This is a genomic window from Dyella thiooxydans, assembly GCF_001641285.1.
Lineage (GTDB): Bacteria > Pseudomonadota > Gammaproteobacteria > Xanthomonadales > Rhodanobacteraceae > Dyella_A > Dyella_A thiooxydans.
The window spans coordinates 434,361-454,989 of record NZ_CP014841.1 but is presented as its reverse complement, the minus strand read 5'-3'; the positions used below and the strand labels follow the sequence as shown (position 1 = coordinate 454,989).

At 68.8% G+C, this 20,629-nt stretch carries 21 protein-coding genes; 8 read left to right on the top strand and 13 right to left on the bottom strand.

From position 1 onward, the window contains the following. Nucleotides 1-147: 147 nt before the first annotated feature. The 3 genes from ATSB10_RS02025 to ATSB10_RS02015 all read left to right on the top strand — a co-directional run bounded on the left by ATSB10_RS02025 (nt 148) and on the right by ATSB10_RS02015 (nt 3,329). Nucleotides 148-1,827, top strand: coding sequence for a GspE/PulE family protein (locus ATSB10_RS02025; protein ID WP_063670201.1), 1,680 nt, complete (start codon nt 148-150; stop codon nt 1,825-1,827). 93 nt (nt 1,828-1,920) lie between these two features. Further along, complete coding sequence (locus ATSB10_RS02020) at nt 1,921-2,280, top strand: DUF1428 domain-containing protein (RefSeq protein ID WP_063670200.1); 360 nt, start codon at nt 1,921-1,923, stop codon at nt 2,278-2,280. A 119-nt stretch (nt 2,281-2,399) separates the two neighbouring features. Then, nucleotides 2,400-3,329: a diguanylate cyclase gene (locus ATSB10_RS02015; RefSeq protein ID WP_083966045.1), complete on the top strand. Its 930-nt coding sequence runs from the start codon at nt 2,400-2,402 to the stop codon at nt 3,327-3,329. A gap of 75 nt (nt 3,330-3,404) precedes the next feature. Here the strand turns inward: ATSB10_RS02015 and ATSB10_RS02010 are convergent, their stop codons facing one another. Both ATSB10_RS02010 and ATSB10_RS02005 read right to left on the bottom strand, forming a co-directional pair. Beyond that, nucleotides 3,405-3,788 carry a hypothetical protein gene (locus ATSB10_RS02010; protein WP_063670199.1) on the bottom strand — a complete coding sequence of 128 codons (384 nt, stop codon included), beginning with the start codon at nt 3,786-3,788 and terminating at the stop codon, nt 3,405-3,407. Continuing rightward, on the bottom strand, nt 3,785-5,065 hold the full coding sequence (locus tag ATSB10_RS02005; protein WP_063670198.1) for a glutamate carboxypeptidase: 1,281 nt from the start codon (nt 5,063-5,065) through the stop codon (nt 3,785-3,787). The genes ATSB10_RS02010 and ATSB10_RS02005 overlap by 4 nt, the downstream gene beginning before the upstream one ends. Nucleotides 5,066-5,567: 502 nt before the next feature. Between ATSB10_RS02005 and ATSB10_RS02000 the strand changes: the two genes are divergently transcribed. Then, a complete protein-coding gene (locus tag ATSB10_RS02000; RefSeq protein ID WP_017462431.1) occupies nt 5,568-5,777 on the top strand; it encodes a cold-shock protein in 210 nt (69 codons plus the stop codon). A 101-nt stretch (nt 5,778-5,878) separates the two neighbouring features. Beyond that, the gene (gene dbpA, locus ATSB10_RS01995; protein WP_063670197.1) at nt 5,879-7,258 is read left to right on the top strand and encodes an ATP-dependent RNA helicase DbpA; all 1,380 of its coding nucleotides are present in this window, start codon (nt 5,879-5,881) and stop codon (nt 7,256-7,258) included. Nucleotides 7,259-7,349: 91 nt separating this feature from the next. Here dbpA and ATSB10_RS01990 read toward each other — a convergent pair whose 3' ends face one another. The 5 genes from ATSB10_RS01990 to ATSB10_RS01970 all read right to left on the bottom strand — a co-directional run bounded on the left by ATSB10_RS01990 (nt 7,350) and on the right by ATSB10_RS01970 (nt 14,026). Then, nucleotides 7,350-7,571, bottom strand: coding sequence for a hypothetical protein (locus ATSB10_RS01990; protein WP_063670196.1), 222 nt, complete (start codon nt 7,569-7,571; stop codon nt 7,350-7,352). A 257-nt stretch (nt 7,572-7,828) separates the two neighbouring features. Further along, nucleotides 7,829-8,905 (bottom strand): hypothetical protein, encoded by a 1,077-nt coding sequence (locus ATSB10_RS01985; protein ID WP_236886472.1) that lies wholly within the window; start codon nt 8,903-8,905, stop codon nt 7,829-7,831. A gap of 156 nt (nt 8,906-9,061) precedes the next feature. After that, on the bottom strand, nt 9,062-11,269 hold the full coding sequence (locus tag ATSB10_RS01980) for an amylo-alpha-1,6-glucosidase (protein WP_063670195.1): 2,208 nt from the start codon (nt 11,267-11,269) through the stop codon (nt 9,062-9,064). A 118-nt stretch (nt 11,270-11,387) separates the two neighbouring features. Further along, nucleotides 11,388-12,851 carry an SH3 domain-containing protein gene (locus ATSB10_RS01975; protein ID WP_236886471.1) on the bottom strand — a complete coding sequence of 488 codons (1,464 nt, stop codon included), beginning with the start codon at nt 12,849-12,851 and terminating at the stop codon, nt 11,388-11,390. Beyond that, a complete protein-coding gene (locus tag ATSB10_RS01970) occupies nt 12,848-14,026 on the bottom strand; it encodes a prohibitin family protein (RefSeq protein ID WP_063670193.1) in 1,179 nt (392 codons plus the stop codon). Before ATSB10_RS01970 ends, ATSB10_RS01975 begins: the two co-directional genes overlap by 4 nt. Before the next feature lie 328 nt (nt 14,027-14,354). Between ATSB10_RS01970 and ATSB10_RS01965 the strand changes: the two genes are divergently transcribed. Beyond that, nucleotides 14,355-14,834 (top strand): VOC family protein, encoded by a 480-nt coding sequence (locus tag ATSB10_RS01965; RefSeq protein ID WP_063670192.1) that lies wholly within the window; start codon nt 14,355-14,357, stop codon nt 14,832-14,834. A 153-nt stretch (nt 14,835-14,987) separates the two neighbouring features. On the opposite strand, the gene ATSB10_RS01960 is transcribed toward ATSB10_RS01965, so the two are convergent. The 6 genes from ATSB10_RS01960 to ATSB10_RS01940 form a co-directional block, all read right to left on the bottom strand. Then, entirely contained in the window at nt 14,988-15,425 is a 438-nt protein-coding gene (locus ATSB10_RS01960) for a DUF2846 domain-containing protein (protein WP_063670191.1), read from the bottom strand. An 895-nt stretch (nt 15,426-16,320) separates the two neighbouring features. Further along, a complete protein-coding gene (locus ATSB10_RS19530; protein ID WP_169816696.1) occupies nt 16,321-16,464 on the bottom strand; it encodes a hypothetical protein in 144 nt (47 codons plus the stop codon). An 88-nt stretch (nt 16,465-16,552) separates the two neighbouring features. After that, the gene (locus tag ATSB10_RS01955; RefSeq protein WP_063670190.1) at nt 16,553-17,203 is read right to left on the bottom strand and encodes a class I SAM-dependent methyltransferase; all 651 of its coding nucleotides are present in this window, start codon (nt 17,201-17,203) and stop codon (nt 16,553-16,555) included. Nucleotides 17,204-17,544: 341 nt separating this feature from the next. Then, entirely contained in the window at nt 17,545-17,748 is a 204-nt protein-coding gene (locus tag ATSB10_RS01950; protein ID WP_083966044.1) for a hypothetical protein, read from the bottom strand. 87 nt (nt 17,749-17,835) lie between these two features. Then, a complete protein-coding gene (locus tag ATSB10_RS01945; RefSeq protein WP_063670188.1) occupies nt 17,836-18,141 on the bottom strand; it encodes a hypothetical protein in 306 nt (101 codons plus the stop codon). 582 nt (nt 18,142-18,723) lie between these two features. Beyond that, nucleotides 18,724-19,611 (bottom strand): LysR substrate-binding domain-containing protein, encoded by an 888-nt coding sequence (locus tag ATSB10_RS01940; protein ID WP_063670187.1) that lies wholly within the window; start codon nt 19,609-19,611, stop codon nt 18,724-18,726. Nucleotides 19,612-19,719: 108 nt separating this feature from the next. On the opposite strand from ATSB10_RS01940, the gene ATSB10_RS01935 reads away from it, so the two are divergent. Both ATSB10_RS01935 and ATSB10_RS01930 read left to right on the top strand, forming a co-directional pair. Then, complete coding sequence (locus ATSB10_RS01935) at nt 19,720-20,040, top strand: carboxymuconolactone decarboxylase family protein (protein WP_063670186.1); 321 nt, start codon at nt 19,720-19,722, stop codon at nt 20,038-20,040. Nucleotides 20,041-20,050: 10 nt separating this feature from the next. Next, a complete protein-coding gene (locus ATSB10_RS01930) occupies nt 20,051-20,623 on the top strand; it encodes a DUF4865 family protein (protein WP_063670185.1) in 573 nt (190 codons plus the stop codon). The last annotated feature ends 6 nt before the right edge of the window (nt 20,624-20,629 follow it).

Below are 20,629 nucleotides of genomic sequence, written 5' to 3'. Positions count from 1 at the left end.
GTTCCCCATCATCGTCCATCTCCGGCAAATGCCGATCCAGCATCCTTCCCGGATCACGCCCACGGCTGACGCCGTGCGGATTGACGCCGGTCACGATCCTTTTCCACCGGAGTGCTATTTCTACGAACGGTTGCCACAGGGGGCACGATGAACGACACCCAAGCCGCCGGCCTCGTGCCGGTCATCCGCCAGCCGGAACAACTGGTGGCCTATCTCCTCGCCTATGCCGCCGGCGAGCCGAATCGGGCCCTACAGGAGCTGCGCATGACGCAGGAAGCCTGGACCGGGCTGGCCGGCGACGACGGTGGCGCCGCCTGGGCCCGCGCGGAAGCGTTCGGCCTGCCGCTGATCGATCTGACCGCAGTGCAGGCCGACCCGGCGGCACTGGCCCTGCTGCCTGCGGCCAGCGCGCGCAAGCTGCACGCGCTGCCCCTGCTGAGCGCACGCGGTTGCGTGGCCGTGGCGGTGGACGCCACCACCGAATCCTCGCTGCTGACCGCGGTGGACTTCGTCTCGCGCGAACGGGCGGTGCTGCTGGTCGCCCACGAGCGGGCCATGCGTGAGGCCATCGGCCAGCACTACGACCTCATCGAAGATGCCGAACTGGCCCGCCGCCTGGGCCTGGACCACAACGGTGCCGAGCATGGCGTGGACGAATGGAAGCGCCTGGCCGGCGAGATGCCGGTGGTGAAGATCATCCAGTCGGTGATCGCCGACGCGATCGCCAGACGCGCCTCGGACATCCACTTCCGTCCGGGCGAGCACTCGGTGGAACTGCTCTACCGCATCGACGACGACATGGTGCCGATCCGCCAGTTCCTGCGCTCGCTGGCGCCGGCGCTGGTCAGTCGCATCAAGGTCATCGCCTCGATGAACCTGGCCGAGCACCGCATGCCGCAGGACGGCCGCGCCACCTTCACCACCGAACAGGGCAAGCAGGTGGACCTGCGCGTGTCGGTGCTGCCCACGGTGTTCGGCGAGAGCGTGGTGGTGCGCCTGCTCGATGTCGCCGAGAGCCTCAAGACGCTCGACGAGATCGGCCTGAGTCCGGACGACCGGCTGGCGCTGGACGACCTGATGAACTCCAGCCACGGCGTGTTCCTGACCACCGGACCGACCGGCTGCGGCAAGTCCACCACGTTGTACGCGATGCTGCTGGAGATGCGCCGGCAGCGCATCAACATCCTCACCATCGAGGAGCCGGTGGAATTCCACATCGCCGGCATCCAGCAGATGCAGGTGAACCGGCCGGCCGGCTTCACCTTCGCCAGCGCGCTGCGCAACTTCCTCCGGCACGATCCGGACACGATCATGGTCGGCGAGATCCGCGACCGCGAGACCGCGGACATCGCGATCGAGAGCGCGCTCACCGGCCACCTGGTGCTGAGCACGCTGCATACCAATACCGCGGCCACCACGATTACCCGGCTGCTCGATCTCGGCATGGAACCGTTCCTGGTGCGCGCATCGCTGCTGGCCGTGATGGCGCAGCGGCTGGTGCGCCTGACCTGCGAACACTGCCGCGAACCGGAGCAGCCGCCCGAGCATGTCCGCGCACTGCTGGGAGCGGCGCCGGACGAGACCTTTTTCATCGGGCGGGGCTGCCACCGCTGCAACGGCTCCGGGGTGTTCCGGCGTGCGGCGGTGTACGAGCTGCTGCGGATCTCGCCGGCGATCCGGCGGCTGATCGTGCCCGGCGCCGAGGCCGACCGCATCCACGAAACGGCATTGGCCGAGGGCATGGTGCCGATCACCCGGGCCGCACTGGACATGGCCCGGCGCGGGCTCATCTCTCTGACCGAGGCCTACCGGGTGCGCGCCGAGTAACCGCGGCTTCACCGGCGCGGGTGTCGAATCGGGGGTCGTACGCCCGTCGTGTCCGGGCGGGTCCCCAGTCACTTCGCTACCGAGGAGAGCACCATGTCCTACATCGATGGATTCCTGATCGCCGTTCCGGTCGCCCGGCGCGATGCGTTCATCCAGCACGCGGGGACGTTCGACGCGATCATCCTGGAGTACGGCGCTGTGCGCGTCATGGAGTGCTGGGCCGACGACGTTCCGCACGGCAAGCTCACCGATTTCCATCGCGCGGTGCAGGCCAGGGACGACGAGGCCGTGGTGTTCTCCTGGATCGAGTGGCCCGACAAGGCCACGCGCGACGCCGGCATGGCGAAGTTCATGAACGATCCACGGGTGACCGCCGGCGGCGACATGCCGTTCGACGGCAAGCGCATGATCTTCGGGGGCTTCGCGCCGGTGGTGAGCCTGCCGGGAGGATGACCGGCTCCGGCGCCGGATGCGCCGCAACGGGAGGACGCCCAACGACCGGGGCTTCAGCTCCGCCAGGAGGCTGCCGATAACATCCTCCGGATACCGCCGGTTTGCCGACGCGGTCATAGTTGCGGAGACAAACCATCAACGCCGAACGCGCCTCCATCCAGTCCGCCCTGCAGCAGCTCGACCTGGCGCTGCAGCGTCATAACCAGTGGTACGACGCCGTCATCCGCACCCTCGTGTGCGACCTGCCAGGGGAGCCCGACGACGTCGCTCCGGACGCACATCACCGTTGCCCGTTCGGACGCTGGTACTACGAGGATGCGCCGGACGTGCTGCATCGGCACCCCGGGTTCGCGGCGATCGAGGAACAGCACGAGCGCATGCACGGGCTGGCGGCGAAGCTGCTGGGCTCGCTCGGCAACGGGCAATCCGTGTCGGTCACCGACTTCGATGCGTTCGCCCGCGAGCTGGAGAACCTGCGGCTGGAGATCTTTACGCTGCGACGCGACCTGGAGAACGCGCTGTACAGCCTCGACGAGCTCACCGGCGCCGGCAACCGGATCGGCATGCTCGGCGTCCTGCGCGAACAGCAGGCACGGGTGGACCGGGCGGTGCAGTCGTGCTGCGTGGTGATGATCGACATCGACCACTTCAAGCGCGTCAACGATACCTGGGGACATCCGGCCGGCGACCGCGTGCTGGCCGCCTCCGCCCGGCAACTGATGAAGCAGCTGCGCCCCTACGACAAGCTGTTCCGCTATGGCGGCGAGGAGTTCCTGCTGAGCCTGCCGGACACCGACCTGGACACCGGCCATGCACTGGCCGAGCGCCTGCGCGAAAGCGTGGCCGCACTGCTGATCCCCCTGGATGGGCACGCCTCGATCCACGTCACCATGTCGTTCGGCATCGCCCGGATGGAACCGGGCCTGGTCGTGGAGCAGGCCATCGCCCACGCGGACAAGGCCATGTACGAAGCCAAGCGGGCGGGACGCAACTGCACCCGCGTGTGGGTCGAGCACACGGCTACGGCAGACGGCACGCCGTCGGCTTGAGCGCGCGGATCGTTGTCGCCGGCCCGCGAGGATTCTCCCGGCACCGGCAATCCATCCGGCACGGACCTGCCGCCATCACTCCTGCGCGCGTGGCCGACGCGGCCATTTCGCTTGTGCCTCGACCAGGAACGACAGCGCCACCAGCAGACTGCCGATCGAGCCAAGCACCTGGAACGCACGGTTCTCCAATACGCGGTCGGAGAAATCATGCTCCCGCAACTGCAGGCGCAGCAGGCGAAGCTCCAGCGCCACCGATTCGTCCGGACCGTTCTCGGCAGCCGTCTGCGCCACCGCATCGGCATGCGCCCGCAACCGGGCCAGGCGCGCGCGCGCGTCGAGGGCGGAACGATGCTCCATCGTGCCGGCTACCGCACTGGCCACCAGGATCAACAGGAAGCCCAGCCCACGGAGCAGCGGTGGCACGTGGTCGCGCGAACGAACGGCCGACGCCCTGCTCATGACGCCGGCGCCTCTGCGCGCCGCCCCAGTTCGATGAGCATCCGCGCGGTGAGGTACAGCCGTGGGGGAATCGAGTCGATCTCGATGTACTCCCGCTTCGCGTGGTAGCCCCAGCCAGCCAGTCCCAGGCCCTCCAGCACGGCCGCATGGCCGGATCGGCCCGCGAAACCCGCGTCGGTACCGCCGTTGGTGGCCGGATGCATCAGCAGTCGACGCCCATCGAGTTCGGCGTAGATGCCGCGCGCCATGTCGGCCAGCGCACGCCCCCTCGGACCTGCCTCGTACATCGGGCGCAGCGGTTGCAGGGTGACCGTGACAGCAGTGTCGGGCACCAGGTGGCCGGCACGAACCCTGGCCTGCAGCGCCGCCCGCAACTGGTCGGCAGCACCCGGTTCGGTCGTCCGCACATCGCCCCCGGCCTCCGCAGTCTGCGGTATCTGGTTGCGCGCGGCGCCCGCACTGGCGGTGGTCCAGTTCAGCTGGGCACCTTTCACGCCCGCCGCCACGTCGCGGGTCTGCACCAGCTGATAGGCCAGCTCGAGCAGCGCATTGCGCCCCTGCTCCGGTGCCGCCCCGGCATGCGCCGCGCGGCCCTGGACCGACATCGTGACCTCGGCGGTGCCCGCCGCGCTGAGCAACACGCCTTCGTCCCCCGCCACCGCCCTGGATGGCGAGGGTTCGTACGACAGCACCACGTCGCTCTCCGCCCCGAGCCTGGCGACGGTTTCGCCCGAGCCGGTCGAACCGACCTCCTCGTCGGGATTGAACAGCACGGTGATGCGGTCGAAATCGTTCCAGCCGCGCGCGCGCAACAGCGCCAGCGCATGCAGGATCACCGCCACACCACCCTTGTCGTCGGCAATGCCGGGACCGTACAGGACGTCGCCGTCGCGGTGGTAAGGCTCGCTGGCAAGGATGCCGTGGTCGTACACGGTATCCATGTGCGCGATCAGCAACGCCCTGAGCCGCCCCTTGCCGCGGAACACGCCGCGCACCATGTCCGCGCCGCCGAGGGTGATCGGCATGCGGTCCACCTGCGCGCCAAGCCGGCGCAATCGCTGCGCCAGATAGCCGGCGATCCGGTCCAGCCCGGCGCGGTCGGTCGAACCCGATTCGATCGACACCAGATCGTGCAGCGTGGCGATGACCGCCGGCTGCTCGGCGCGGGCCGCGGCGCGCAGTCTTGCATCGGCGTCGGCCGCGCGGGCCGCACTCCCGGTGATTCCGGCGACCAGCGCCGCCCCAAACACCCAGCCCCACCTGCCGAACACGTCCATGACCGACCTCCCTGATTCCCCGAGCCGGATCATCCGATCCGGCGACAGTCGAAGCGTCGCCCCTCGACGCCCCCTGACTCGCCTACGCGGCCACCCCGCCGGCGGATGCCATCGCCCCCGGCCCGACGTTGGGCCAGCATCGCACCGAAGGCCTCTCCGGAGTAGGCAGCCCCTGCCCCGAAAACCGGGCACCAGCGCCGCAGGGGCCCCGCCCCCCGGGGGTTGTCCCCACTGGAAGTCCGGCCTGTTGCCCGGGGGACCGTCCTGGACAGGGACGCTCTTTCCAGCGGGCATCCCGGACTGGTTGAACGCCCTGTTCACAAAACATTTGCCAAGCGGCCCGGCAACGACTACTGTGCACTGGCTGAGTTTCAAGGGTCACGCGAACTGTGGCCCGATGCTGTAGTGAGCAGTTACACCTACACCGTTGTACCCGTTTCCTCCTTGTGACCAGCTCCTCGCCGCGCCATGCGGCTTTCATCCGTTCCAAGGAGATACAACGATGTCCCAGTCTGAAACCGGTACCGTCAAGTGGTTCAACGACGCCAAGGGCTTTGGCTTCATCAGCCGCGAGAGCGGCGATGACGTGTTCGTGCACTTCCGCTCGATCGTGTCCTCGGGCTTCAAGAGCCTGCAGGAAGGCCAGAAGGTGCAGTTCGTCGTGACCCAGGGCCCGAAGGGCCTGCAGGCCGACCAGGTGCAGCCGCTCTAACGGCATCCGCCGTCTGAGAAGAAAGGCCCGGCCTCGCGCCGGGCTTTTTTTTGTTCATCGCCCGGCCGCAGCGCCCGGCACCCCGATTCCCTAGGTGGCCCATGACCGACTTCAGCACGCTCCCGCTCAAGCCCGCCCTGCTCGCCAGCCTGGACACGCACGGCTATGCCGCGATGACCCCGGTGCAGGCGCAGAGCCTGCCGCCGATCCTGGCCGGCCGCGACGTGATCGCCCAGGCACGCACCGGCAGCGGCAAGACCGCCGCGTTCGGTCTAGGCCTGCTGCAGGCGCTGGACACCGACACCATCCGGCTGCAGGCGCTGGTGCTGTGCCCCACCCGCGAACTGGCCGACCAGGTCAGCAAGGCGATCCGCCGGCTCGCCGCGGCCATGCCCAACGTGAAGCTGCTGACCCTGTGCGGTGGCATGCCGCTCGGGCCCCAGCTGGCCTCGCTCACCCACGACCCGCACATCGTCGTCGGCACGCCGGGTCGCGTGCAGGAACACCTCAAGCGCGGCAGCCTGCACGGCGGCGGCATCAGGGTGCTGGTGCTGGACGAGGCCGACCGCATGCTCGACATGGGCTTCGGCGACGCCATCGACGATATCGTCGGGCGCATCGCCAGGCACCATCAGACCCTGCTGTTCTCCGCCACCTACCCGGAGTCGATCCGCGCCGCCAGCCGACGGCTGCAGAGCGAGCCGGTGGAGGTCACCGTGGAAACGCCGGTCGAAGCCGTGCCCACCATCGAGCAGCAGTTCATCGAGGTGGAACCGGCACACAAGATCGACGCGCTGGCCCAGCTGCTGGCCGCCGACCGCGGCCAGCACGCGCTGGTGTTCTGCAACATGCGCAAGGACGTCGACGCAGTGGCGCAGGAGCTGGACCGCCGCGGCTTTTCCGCCCTCGCCCTGCATGGCGACATGGAGCAGCGCGACCGCGACGAAGTGCTGGTGCGCTTCGCCAACCGCAGCTGCGGCGTGCTGGTGGCCACCGACGTTGCCGCGCGCGGGCTGGACATCGCCGCACTGCCGCTGGTGGTCAGCTACGACATCGCCCACGACCCGGACACGCATACCCACCGCATCGGTCGCACCGGACGCGCCGGCCAGAGCGGTCTGGCCATGACGCTATGCACGCCGCGCGAACGCCCGAAGGCGGAGAACATCGAGCAAACGCTGGGCGTGCCGCTGCCCTGGCGGTCGCTCAAGCTGGCTCCGCCGCGAGGCAAGACCCTGCACCTGGCACCCATGAAGACCCTGGTGATCGACGCAGGCCGTCAGGACAAACTGCGCCCCGGCGACATTCTCGGCGCGCTGACCGGCGACGCCGGCCTGACCGCCGCCGACATCGGCAAGATCGATGTGTTCGCCACCCGCGCCTATGTGGCGATCATCCGCGCCCAGGCAAACCAGGCGCTGGAGCGCCTGCGCAGCGGCCGCATCAAGGGGCGCAACTTCCGGGTGCGCGCGCTGGGCTGAACGCCCTGGCCGGCGAACCGCGCCGCGCCAGCACGCTCGCCGACGTTGACCCGCCCGCAGGCGCCAGCGCGGACGCGCGCGCCCGGGCCGGTCAACGCTTGCGCGGCGCCGAACCCTTGCCCGCGGGATCCGGCTTCTCCGGCTGCATGCCGGGATGACCCGGATCACGTTTGAAGTGGTCCGAGCGCGAGTAGCTGAGCGTCGCAGGGCCCGCAGCCTCCTTGTCGTGCCTGGCCTTCGGCTTGGCAACGGGCGAGCTGGCGTAAACGGAATGGACGTCCGCGAGGGACAGGGGTTTGGCGGGTGACTTCATCCTGGCGTCCGGTTCGGCGTGTGGATGGGAGATCCCGAGAGGAACGCTCGAGGGCGGGTGCGCGATCGGCTGTCGCCAGGCACGCGGGGGTTGCCGTGGATGTGGGCAACCGGTGATGCACGTTCGGCGCATCGGGACTGCATCGGACCGACACGGCCACTTGACGACTATACACGCCCGGCGATCGATCCCGGGCCAGCGGCCTGGAGCGCCTTCGCGGCCATCGGCGACGCGGATGACCAGGCAGCCATCCCGCCTTACGAAGACTTCTTCTCCCGTGGCGACCAGGGCGCCGCATTCCAGCAGGCGTGGTAGAACACCTTGAGCTTGGCGTAGACGCCCCAGGGATGAATCGCGAAGCCGTCACGGAACGCGGCACTGCGGCCATCGACCCAGGCCCCGATGGAACCGGCGAACAGCAGATCGACCAGTCCCGACGGCGGATAGTCGCGGCGGATCACCAGCGTGTCGCCCTCCGCACTGACCCCGTCGTTCGACGGCAACACGGTGCGACCGTCCAGCTGCAGGTACGAACGCGCGCCCCGCTCCACGATCTGCCGTGCGCGCCGGGCGCCCACTCTCTCGTATGCGGCCACTTCGGTGCGACCGGGGCGGCAGGTGACGGTGAGCCGGTGCTCGCCCTTGCGGTCCACCTGGCGCAGATCGATCGAGGGCGTCGGCGAGGCGATGTCGTACGTCGCCGTTGGCGGCAACCGGCCGTTGTTCACCGCGCCGGTTTTCTCCAGCGCCGCCGCATCCAGCCACCCCGGCGCGCCGGGGGCGGCGCCCATCGCAGCCAGGAGGTCGGCGGGATCGATCTGCATGGACTGCAGGTACCCACGCGATCGCGTGCTGTCCAACAGCGGGCGGGCGATTCCGAGCCGGTCCTTGCCGCTCGGCGCCCAGCGATACACGCCGCCGAAGAACGCATAGGCGCAGGCATCGACGCAGGTCGCCGCACGACTGTGCCCAGCGCCGGGCCAGTTCTTGCGCGGGGCGCCAAGATGGGTGGCCATGCCGCCGCTGCGGATCATCCGGCCCAACGCCATGCCGGTGGCGACATCGCCCTCGCTCGAGCTCAGGTAAACGTCCGAACCGGGCGAAATGCGCCCCGCGCGCACCAGTTGCCCGAAGCGTCGCGATGCGCCGGCGTCGATACGGCCGTACAGATAGACCTGTGGATGTCCGGCGACGGCAAGCGTCAGTCGATCGCGAATCACCCGGATGCGCAGCTCGCCCCCTTTCGCGTGAGCGACATCGGTCCCCAGGCCGAGCAGCAAGAGCAGCAAGGCCGGCAGGCACCGCCAGCGCTTGTCGCCCCCGCGCAGACGCATGACCGCCGCCGGCTTCGTCACACCCTGGACCATGATCCATCCGCTCGTTGCAAACCCTGCAATCTGGTCGATCATGCGTGTCCCGCGGATGAACATTCCGCCGCGCGCCTGCTTCGGGCCTGCCGCATTCGCTGCACCACGTCCCACGCCGTCTGCTCAGTGGATCGGGAGCTCCCAGCGGCTCCGTCCCGACGGAACCATGCGTGTCGACGGGGATGCCGCATCGGCACCCGCCTGGCGCCAGTCCAGCTCGACCGGCGCGCCATGGTTGTCCACCTCGAGCACGGCGGCTGCACCTTCCCGTCGCCAGGCCAGGTCGACCAGACTGTCGCCCACGCGCACGCCCTGCACGGAAAGCTTCTGCCACGTCGCCGGGGGTTGCGGAGCGAACACCAGCCGGTGCGAGGATGCATCGACCTCGAGCCCGAGCATGCCGCGGATGGCAGCCGAGAGGAAAGCCGCGGACGACCAGGTCTGCTCCGGCACCGACTCTCGCTGCGGCACGAAACGCTCGCCCGACTCTACCTCGTGCATGTGCCCCGGGGCGTCCTGCCCCGCCCACGGCACCAGCCGCAGCCACAACGCATTCGCCTGTGCGGCCCGGCCGGCCCGCCACATCTGCTCGGCCGCCGTTGCGGTGCCGAGGCCCCACACGCTGCCGCGGGAGTAGGCCTCCGGGTCGAAGTCCGGCGCACTCGACGGCTTGCTGCGTAATCCCCATCCGGTGAGGTAGTCGGGCGACGCCAGCCGGTCGAACGTCGCGGCCGCCTCGGCCCGGGTGGCTGCGCCGCTGCCGATCGCCGCGAGGTCCGCACCGCTGAAAGACTCGCCCGGCCCGCCGTCGCGGCGGAAGCCGCTGATCCAGCGCCGGTGCATGTTGTCCCGGTAGCGCGCGCGAACCGACGCACGCGCGCGGTCGCGATCTGCTTCAGCCTGGCTCGCCAGTGCCGGGTCACCCATGGAGCGTGCCATCGACGCCATCGCGTCGGCCGCCTCGACCCAGGACGCCGAGAGGGTGAGCTCGTCGGTCAGCCGGTCCTGTTCGTTTGCGCTCATCTTGTCGCCGGGCACCCGCGGCAGGCCGTCGCCGGCGTCGATGGTCGAGAGGCAGTAGCGCCAGGCAGCCTCCACCTGCGGCCAGTGCTTGCGGAGGAGCGCCTCATCGCCACTGGCCCTTACGTACCCGGCCAGCACCGGAAGGAAGTCGAACGCGATATCCACATGCACGTACATGAACGGATAGTCGCGCGTCCAATGCAGGAATCCGGCGCTCTGCGACAACTCGTGCCACAGCATGCCGCTGTCCGGATCCTGATAGCGCAGGATGAATGCGAGCTCCTCGGAGGCCCGCTCGAAATCGCCTTCCTGCACCAGTGCCCGCGTGGCGACCAGCCCGTCGCCGGCGAAGTACCACGCATACTGCGGCCGGCGCGCGCCATGCGAGGGACCGTAGCCGGCCACCGCGCCGCAGCCCAGCCGGGCATTGCAGCTCCATGCCTGCTCCAGCGCGACCTGCGCCCAGCGCAGCGCGCGGTTGGCGTCGGCATCCGGCGTGGTGATGCGCATGTGCAGCGCGTCGTCGAAGCGCACCACATCCGACGCCAGCGGTGCATCCGGGGCCGCCAGCAGTGCCGATGCGGTGGCGTGGACCTCCTCGCCGGTTTCGCTCTGTCCGGCGAACACCAGCGTCGCGCAGCGGGCATTGCCGCATGCCGTCGGATCCATCTCCAGGAAGAGCGGGCGCCCGAAGGTGCTGCCGCGGCGATCGTTGTTCGGCTCGCTGTGCGCGGCGGCTTCGGGCGACGCGACCAGCGCGGCGAAATGCCGACTGGGTTCCTTGAACAACAGGCCATGCGCGGACGCATCCCAGCCGAACTCCTGTCCCCCGATGCCTGCCGGCCACATCAGGTTGAGCGAGGGCTCGAACCGCGCGCGCACGCGCAGCTTCGGATCGCCCTCCACGCGCAGACGCACCCGTACGCCCGGCAGCATGCCGCGCGTCTCGATCCGCTCGGATACATGGAACCCCTCGCCGTGATAGCCGCGCACGAAACCCAGGGGATCGACACGGGCCGAATCCAGCACGTCGATGCCGCGGACCACACGGCCGTCGCCCCGCACGAACTCCAGGGCGTAGCCGGAGACGATCTGCAGCGGAAAACTCCACACCTCCAGGCCGTCCTCGCTGTAGCCGCCGGCGAAGGCGCGCAGGCCATGCGCCGCGAGGTAGCGGTCGTGACGGGGTTGCTGCACCGTCCACGCCGGAAGCTCGTTGGCGCCCGCCTCCCGGGCCAGGGCCGGCATCCCCGATCCGGGCAGGCCGATCATGGCGAGCAGAAGTACGGCAAGACTGCGCTTGGGCATCGTCCCCTCCGGTGGCTGCGGAGGGTCATTCTGCCTGCTGCCGCCGTGACCGGGGAGCCGCCGATCCGGGCCGGGGCAGGAGCGCCCTGCGCCGGCACCGCGGTCGGCGATCGTCGCCTCATTCGCGCAGGCTCACCGTCTGGCTCTTCCACACCGCGTCTTCGTGACGATAGAACAGGCTCAGCGAAGACGGCTTGTCGGCCTGTCGGGTGGCCATCAGGGTGGCCATGTCGAGCACCTCGAAGCGGTGGACGAAGCGCCCGTCGACCCGCGCCTCACGCGCGGCAAGCATCAGGTGGCTACGCGGCACCCAGCCGGCGAACTCGATGTAGCCCAAGTGAGGATCGTCGTCCGCGGGCGGAACCACATCCACCATCCATCGCTGCCCGACCCGGTGGAACAACCAGAGTTCGCGCCAGCTGGGCATCGGCTGCACCGCCAGGGCCAGCGCGGTGCCCTGCGGATTGGCCCGCGCCGAGCTTGCCCAGACCGTGCCGTACGTGCAGCGCTGCAGCAGCGGCGAGCTGTCGGCGTGCTTGCGATCGACCAGCTTGATGCAGGTCTCGCCGGGGCGCCCCGCCACCGTGACGATGTGCAGCCCTGGGCCTGGCTTGAGCTCTGCCTCGGCGGCCCACCGCGAGGCACCCACGCGCATCGCCGCGTCGTTGTAGGCGGCGCGATCGCGCTCGACCAGTGCACGGGTATCGACGGCGGCCAGTTCATCCAGGGCCCGCGAAGCGGCCGATCGGGCGGGTTGCCGGCGGCGCGAGCGCTCGAAGGCGATCTGCGCCCAGACCGATGCCATGCGCATGTGCAGACGGTTCTGCACGTAGCGCGGCAGGCCTTCATGCGGCACGCGTTCGAGCAGGTCGGCGCGCCACGTGTCGAAGGCGTCCCGCTGCACCGGCGTGAGCGCCGGATCGACGCAGCCCGGATCGGTCAGCGCCAGCGCCGCGGTCGCCTTCTGCATGACCGTGGCCGGCAGCGCCATGACGCGCCGGAAGGCTTCACCGTCATAGCACAGCGTCATGCGGCCGTCGTGATCGATGCTGTGGATCACCACGCCATAGTCCGCCACCACCTCCAGCTGTCCGGACAACCGTTGCTCGGCGGACTTGTCCCGATTCGCCGATGCCCGCCGCGCCAGTCGCGCGGCCATCACACCCAGCGCATCGAACGGCTCGGCACCGATCGCCTTGCCCGGCGCGGCCTTCAGGTAGGCCGCCGTGTAGGCCACGCCCAGCGCCTCGCTGCCCGGCATGTCGCGCAGGAAGCGCACGATCGACAGCAGCGCCGGCGCGTCGTCAGCGCCCGTGGGGAGCAGGTGCACCTGGCTCGCGCGCACGAATCCGGCGCGCTCGATGCGATGGTCGTACACCTGCAGATAGTCCAGCGTGCGCCCGCGCACCTCCAGGCTCTCGCCCTGCCACAGCAGCGCATGCCGGGCGGATGAGTCGCTCGCCTGGGCTCGCAGGGCAATGCCGTCCTGGGTGACCACCGCCAGCGGATATCCGGCTGGCGCGGACTGTGCGTGGGCCAGGCCCACGCACAGCAGCAGAGCCATCCATCGCAGCGCCCTCATGGCGCGTTGCCCGCCGCCGCACCGGCCTTGCGCGGAGCGCCGTCGATCAGCGCCTGGCCGATGAACCCACCGGTAGCCGGGGGCGGCGCGATGATCACCGAGATCTTGTCCGACAGCTTGTCGGCCAGGGTCTTCTGGATCAGCAGCGGGTGCTTGTCGATCAGGCTGCCGTCGCGCTCGAGCTGCTCGCTGTTGACCTTGCCGATCTGCTCCAGGCGGTAGGCATCGGCGTCGGCGAGCTTGCGCCGCGAATCGGCTTCGCCGGCCGCCTCGATCCGTCGCGCCTCGGCTTCGCCCTTGGCGGCGCGGATCCGCGCGGCGCTCTCCGCCTCGGCCTCCAGCTCGCGCTGCTCGATCTGCTTGCGCTTGAACGGCAGCACGTGCTTCATCGCCTCCTCCTGTCCCTTGGCCGCGATCACCTGCTCGTCGGCCGCCGCCTCCGCGGCGGTCTCCCGCTGTGCCTTCTCGGCCTCGGCCTGAAGCCTGGACTCCTGTACCTGCTTGGCCTTCAGCTGCAGCGTGTACTGCATCTGCTCGGTTTCCAGTTCGGTGGCCAGCACCTTGTTCATGCCGTCGCGGTAATCGGGCGGCAGGTCGACGTTGCCCATCATCACGTTGCGCAGGACGATGCCGTCGGCCGCCAGCATCGGCTTGAGCTCGCTCTCGATCACGCCCTGGATCTCCTGCCGCTTGGTCGAGAAGATCTCGCGCACGGTGTAGCGCGTGAACACCTTGTAGATCACCCCCTGCACAAGCGGCTCGACCAAGTCGTGGCCGATGTGGTCCGGCAGGGACTTCGCCACCTTCGGCAGCGTGGCCGGATCCACCGCGTAGCGGATCGCGAGTTCGACCCCGATCGACAGTCCCTCCGAGGACTGGAACGGTGCCGAACCATTCGCCTTGGCGCTGCGCTCGGGACGATAGATCTGGTCCTGCAGCGGGAAGGTGCGCAGGCTGTGGATGCCCGGGATCATCAGGCACACGCCCTCGCCCACCTCGGTCACCGAGCCGGTCCATGCATTGAGACGGATGCCGACCTGCTGCGGCCCGATGGTCTCGATCGGCGGATGCCGGTACAGCTCGTATCCGCCCAGCGCGATCGGGGCCAATACCAGCACCTTGCGATTGAGTACGCGCGCTGCCGCGCCCCTGAACCTGTTCGAATGGTCCGCCATCTCATTCCCTCCCTGTGTCATGTCGGTCGAATCGATTCGCCTGCGGGCCCGACGTGCATCCTGTGCCGGAGTCGCTGGACGCATGCCTGCCGTCGGCTCGCGCTCAGTAGGCCGCGGAGCGCGGCAGCGGGCGGGTCCGGGATACGGCGGGCCGGAGACCGGATGTGGCAGCCTGCGGGCAGGCACAGGACCGGAGCCGGGCCCGGGGTGGAGGCCCGCCAGTTGCCCCACGCCTGGCAGGAAATCCGGAGACCGTGTCGATCCGCCGAAGCGTCACTCGTCGGGAAGAGGAAGACGTTTCTCGTCCCATTCGATCAGGAGAACGCCCATGCAAAGCAAGAACACCATCTGCCTCTGGTACGACGGCACCGCACTGGAAGCGGCGACCTTCTATGCCGCGACCTTCCCGGACAGCGCGGTGCACGCCGTACACCGCGCGCCGGGCGACTACCCGGCCGGCAAGCAGGGCGACGTGTTGACGGTGGAGTTCACGGTGATGGGCATTCCATGCCTGGGCCTGAATGGCGGCCCGGCCTTCCGCCACAGCGAAGCGTTCTCGTTCCAGGTGGCGACCGACGACCAGGCCGAAACCGACCGCCTGTGGAACGCGATCATCGACCACGGCGGCCAGCCCAGCGCCTGTGGCTGGTGCAAGGACAAGTGGGGCCTGTCGTGGCAGATCACCCCGCGCGCCCTCACCGAAGCGATCGCCGACCCCGACCCCGCCGCGGCCAGACGCGCGTTCGAGGCGATGATGACGATGGGCAAGATCGACATCGCGGCGATCGAGGCGGCGCGGCGAGGGTGATGCCTGCGCCATCGCATCCGCAGGCAACGACGACAGCCACGCCGGGCACTTCGCCCGCTGCACTCGCCGTCCATTGGAGCGATCGGTTGCAGATGCCATGGCGGCAAAAAGAAAGGGCGGCCAGGCCGCCCTTCCCTCGTCCAGCGGGCGCTATCAATTGATCAGCTTGGACTCGTCCACGCCCTTCTGCCCCTGCTGGGCGTCCACCTGATGCAGGGCCGAGCGGGCAGAAAACATGCCCATCTTCACTTCCTGCCACACGTAGTAGATCTTGCCCGCAAGCATGTCGATGGTCAGCGTGGCGTCCTTTTCGGTCTTCGACGTGATGGTGTGCTGACCGGGCGGCAGCTCCTTGCGGACGTAAGTGTGGGCGGCGGTATCGCCCACGCTCACGCCGTCAACCAGCAGCGGCATCTTGATGGCTGCCCCCATGGTCTCGTTGCGGTAGATGTAGAGGACTGCGTTGTCGGGCGACGGCGTAAACGTCTTGGCCTGAGCATCGGCCGAGGTACTGGCCATGGGCACACTGGCGCAGCCGCCCATCATCAGAGCCATCGACATCACGCCAAAAGCGATCAATTTGCGAAACATGAATTTCCCCCTGTGTGGATGCATCCCACCCACCGGGAATCATGGTTCGAGAGCGCAATGAGCACGCTGCCTCCATGCAAGGCCCGCCGGGCGAGAACGATACCGTCCCGATTTCCCCTGACGGCCGCGCGATCCTACTCAAGCCGCAGCGCGACCACCAGACGGCCGCCCCCTCGACCGCGCGCAGCCAACAGCCGAAAAGGACCACCGGCCCGTGCCACGTCCCCTGCCACAGCATGGCAGGCCTGCGCCGGCTTCCCGTCTGTGGAGGCATTCGTGGTCGATGCCCGGGGCGTGACCATCCCGTGCTCCAGCGAGACAGGCGGGTGCCGTCGCTGCGTTCCGCCTGGCCAAAGGCACTTCATTCGTTCGGTGCCCCCGGTCGGTGCTTGGGGAAAGGATCGAGGGGCGACACAGTGACCGGGCAACAGCGACGACGTCCCGCCCCTACGCCGGCGGCCAAAGTGAGAAGACGGCTATCGCGAGGTTGAGCAGCCCGGGCCACTTCCCAGCCTCACCGAAAATCGCGGCCAGGACGGCGAGCAGGTCTTCGCACTTGGCTCTCCCCTTGCGCCGGGCAGTCTGGCGGGCTTGTCGCGATCTCACCCTGATTGACCCGCCCGGCCCGCTCTGCGGTCCGCTTCCGGCACTCAGTCGCGCTCGCCCTGGATGTCGACGCGACCAGACGAAATCACTGGACAGGGTGCATTGCCCTGGATAAGCGGCCAGACTGCAACGTCGGACGTGGCAACCGGGGCAGGCCAGGCCATGCTCTCCAGGAAAGCGCCACCGACACGCCGCAAGCCACATCCCGATCCTTCGGACACGTTCCGGCAGAGGTGGTCCAACCCGGCGAAGGCCGCTTTTCGGACCACCGTCCGATGGCCGGGCTCGACTAACCCCGCATGGTCTTCCCGGGCTGGTCGACGGACTTGTCGCCCTCGCGCCCGGATTGCTTCTTCGATTGCTTCTGGTCCTTCTGTTTCTTCTTGGCGATTTCGCGCTGACGCTTTTCGAACGCATAGTTGATCTTGGCCAATGTGCTGGTCCTTTGGGTCTTGGGAGGGAGAAAAAAGAGAGCGATCTCGATGCAACGGTGCGCTTGCGCGGTCGTGCGTGGCGACGGGCTAGCGTTGGTATCGGAGCAGGCGACCGCGGTAGGGAGGAACATCGTTGTCGTCCATCGGGCAACGCACTTCGTCCAGGGCGAAGCCCTGTGCTGCCAGCATGCGGTTGAAGTCCGCGCAGTGCCCACTTCCGGGATCGGTCACCAGCACTTCCGCCTTTCGATCGGCATGCCGTTCCACCACCCCGGCCAGCAGCCATGCCTGGTCGCGCTCGTACAGCACGTCGCTGGCGATGATCAGGTCGAAATGGCCAAGCGACGGCGTCGGCACGTCCCAGCGCAGCGCGCGATAGCGCACGACAGGCAGCGCATTCAGTGCCGCGTTGTAGGCAAGAAACGACTCGGTCAAAGGGTGCATGTCCGAAGCCACGACATTGGCGCCACGCCGCTGCAGCACCAGGCTGGCCAATCCGATACCGCAGCCGAGCTCGAGAATCCGCCGGCCAGCGATGTCCTCCCGCAGCATGGCCTGGGCAAGCAGACGTCCGGACGGCCAGATCTGGCCGAACAGGCTCCACTGCGCGGGGGAGATGCCCAGTCGCCGGGCGTGGCCATCGGGGTCCGTGAACTGTTGTTTGTCGCTGAGTACACGCAGCCGGTAGGTGAGTCCTCCGACATACACCTTTTCGCTGCGGGTGGAATAACCTGGCATCGACTCTCCGGGAGCGTCATCCCGCAGGCCGCGGGCCACACATGAAAAAGAAGCGTGGCGTGCGGGCGCGGAGCGGCCGGGCGGAACGCGCGGGAAGATGCAGGTTGCGGGCATGCATCGTACACCCTCCGGGCGACCCCGATGGCCGTGGCCTTCGCCGTCGCGGGGCATTGCACGCACACCCTCCTCCGGACCGCGCGCCCAGGCATGCGGTCCTCGCTACGGGGCTGTTCCGACACCCTGCGCCAGACTGTGCACCGATACCGGCCCGCCCGAAGCGGGAGCCGGACGCACCGATGGAGGCGCGCCCGGCACACGAGCCGGTGGGATGCCTGCCGGAATCAGCGCTTGCCGAACCTCGACAACTTGCCCATGGGGTCCGGCTTTGCCGGCTGCATCCCCGGATGCCCGGCGTCCCGCTTGAAATGCTCCGATCGCTTGTAGCTTGCCAGCGTAGACCTGGCTGGTTCGCCCTGCTTCGTCGGCGAACTTCCGTAGATGTCGTGGATGTCGGTCAGTGACAGCGGTTTCAACGGTGACTTCATGGTGGCGCCCCGGTCGGAAAGGTGGAAAGGCAATCCCGAGAGGAACGCTCGAGGACAAGAATCACACCCGGCCGCGCCGGATGTGCGTTACGACGTCCGCGGCGCAAGAGCGTCCACGAGTTTCTTCAGGGCGTCGGAGCCGTGGCTCAGTGCGACGACAAAGCTTCCGTACGCTTCGGGATGCTCATCGAGGGCCCGGCACAGGCGGCACCACTGGCTGGCATCGATACCTTCACCCGGATCGGCAGCGCTCATGTTGCCGGACAGCAGGACGTCAAGGCGACGAATGGCCTGCCGCGCGGAAAAAGACACCGGCTGGCCAGAAGCGGCCGCTTCGAGCACAGGCCTCGCCGTGAGGTTGCACCAGTCGACCAGAGAACTGTTTTGGAGCATCGATGCCTCCACCCTATGCGGGATCACGGCCGGCACCTGACGGTGATGCTGACTTCTCCACCATACATCCCCCGGTGTTAATCAACTATCGGAATCGCCAAAGGGTGACCTGGACGACGTGCAACGCCTGCGCTGTCCGCGGGACGGGGGCGGCACGCCCCACCAGCCGTACCGTCCGCGACCGGACGCTTCGCAGCGAAGGTCCGCGAACCACGATGCGCCCTGCTCGGGCTGTCTACACCTCGCATCGCACCAGCCGCAGGCGGACCCGTCGGCACGCTTCAATCGCCGCCCAGCGTGCCAGTCAGACGAGAGGGATGTCACTCGCGCTGCACCCCGTAACACACCGCGGGGACATCCACGGCGCAGGGGCGCGCATGCAGCGCCTACCGGCAACCGCCGCGCGATCCGTTGTCAGACGTCGATCTGGCGGCCAGCGCACTTACCGCGAGCAGCCGCGCGCTGGGTCACGACGACTTTCGCGCCACAGCCGAAGCCTCGCAGGTATCCCCCGCTGCTCCGGCCATCGCATTCCGGAGTGTGACCGCGCCATCGCGTCCTGCTGCCTCGGTGTCCAGAAACTCAGACCGACAGCGATGGCGACAGCGTGCCAACCAGGATCTCCGCCAGCCGGGCCACGGCCGCAGGCGGCTCGGCCTCGGCGCGATGCAGCGCCAACCCCAGCGTCGGCAACGCGGGCAGGCCTGCATCCTTCGCGGTCAGCGCGCGCACGCCCGCCGGCAGGCCCAGCGGCGTGCGTACGCTCACCCCCAGCCCGGCCGTGACCGCCGCCCATGTGCCGGCAAGGCTGGCGCTGGTGAACGCGATACGCCAGGCGATGCCGGCGCGGTCCAGGGCGTCGATGGCGGCACGCCGAACCAGGCAGGGTGCATCCAGCACCACCAGCGGCAGCGCCTCTCCGCGCCGGCGCAGCCTTGGGGTGCGCGCGCCGGCAGAGCCGATCCAGCGCATCGGCAGCCGCGCCATGCGCTCGACATGCGGGCTGCTCTCCTCGCCCTCCCAGGCCAGCACCAGGTCGAGCTTTCCGTGGTTCACCCCGTGCAGCAGCTCGGCATTGCGCGCGATGCGCGCCTCGATGCGCAGCTTCGGGTGAGCGCGCGCAAAGCGACCCAGCACCGCGGGCAGCAGGGTCTCGCCGAAATCCTCCTGCAGGCCGAGCCGCACTCGGCCTTCCAGCTCCACCCCTCGCACCGCGGCGGCCGCCTCGTCGTTGAGCTCCAGCAGTCGCCGCGCATAGCCGAGCATCACCTCGCCTGTCTCGGTGAGCGCCATCCCACGCCCCGCCTTGCGGAGCAACGGTCGCCCCGCCTGTTCCTCCAGCCGCTTCAGCTGCGCGCTGACCGCCGAGGTGGACCGGTTGAGCCGCTCCGCAGCCTTGGCGAAGCTGCCCAGTTCCACGCCCTGCACGAAGCTGCGCAGGACGTCCGGATCGAAGGAGACGCGGGTCATCTGATCATCCCGTTTTTATGGATATAACGTTCAAAAAATTCTGATTTCCGGGATTATCCTGCGGCGGTACGTTACGCCCCGTCAACCCACATGCGACGAGGCCGCACGATGCCGCACGATCCCCACCACGCCCGCAAGGCCATCGGCGACATCGCCCCCAAGCTGGCCGAGCTCACCGACGAGGTGCTGTTCGGCGATATCTGGGCACGCCCCGGCCTCGCCCCGCGCGAACGCAGCATCGCCACGGTCGCCGCGCTGATCGCACTCAACCGCACGGAGCAGCTGCCGTTCCACCTGCGCCGCGCGCGCGACAACGGCCTCACCGATGAAGAGCTGGTCGAGCTGACCACCCACCTGGCCTTCTACGGCGGTTGGCCGGTGGCCATGTCCACCCTCGCCGTGCTGCGCCAGCTCGACGACAGCCACTGAGGACGCCGCCATGCTCGCGATGCAGTACGAGATCACCCTGCCCGCCGACTACGACATGACGGTCATCCGCCGCCGGATCGCCGAGAAGGGCCACCTGCTCGATGGCTTTCCCGGCATCGGATTCAAGGCCTGGCTCTACTCGATGTCCGACGACCCGGTGCTGCCGGGCGGCACCAACCGCTACGCCCCCTTCTACCTGTGGCACGACGGCGAAGGCATGAACGCCTTCCTGGGCGGAGCCGGCTTTGCCGCGCTGACACGGGACTTCGGACGCCCCACCGTTCAGGCGTGGTCGGTCTGGCAGGCGCTGTCGTCAGGCGACCTGTCCACGGCGGTCTGCGCCAGCCGCGAGATCGTCCCCATCCCCGAGGACGCATGGATGGAACGTTGGCGGGAGCGCGAGAGCGACATGGCCCATGCGGCCTTGACCGAAGGAGCCCTGGCCGCCGTGACCGCCTTCGAGCCCACCAGTTGGACGCTGGTGCGCTTCCGCCTGTGGCCCGACTTCCGTGCCGGGCTCACCGACAACGCATGCCGCCTCTACCGCGTCGGCCACGTCTCGCAGGCCGCGATTTCGCACTGACCACCC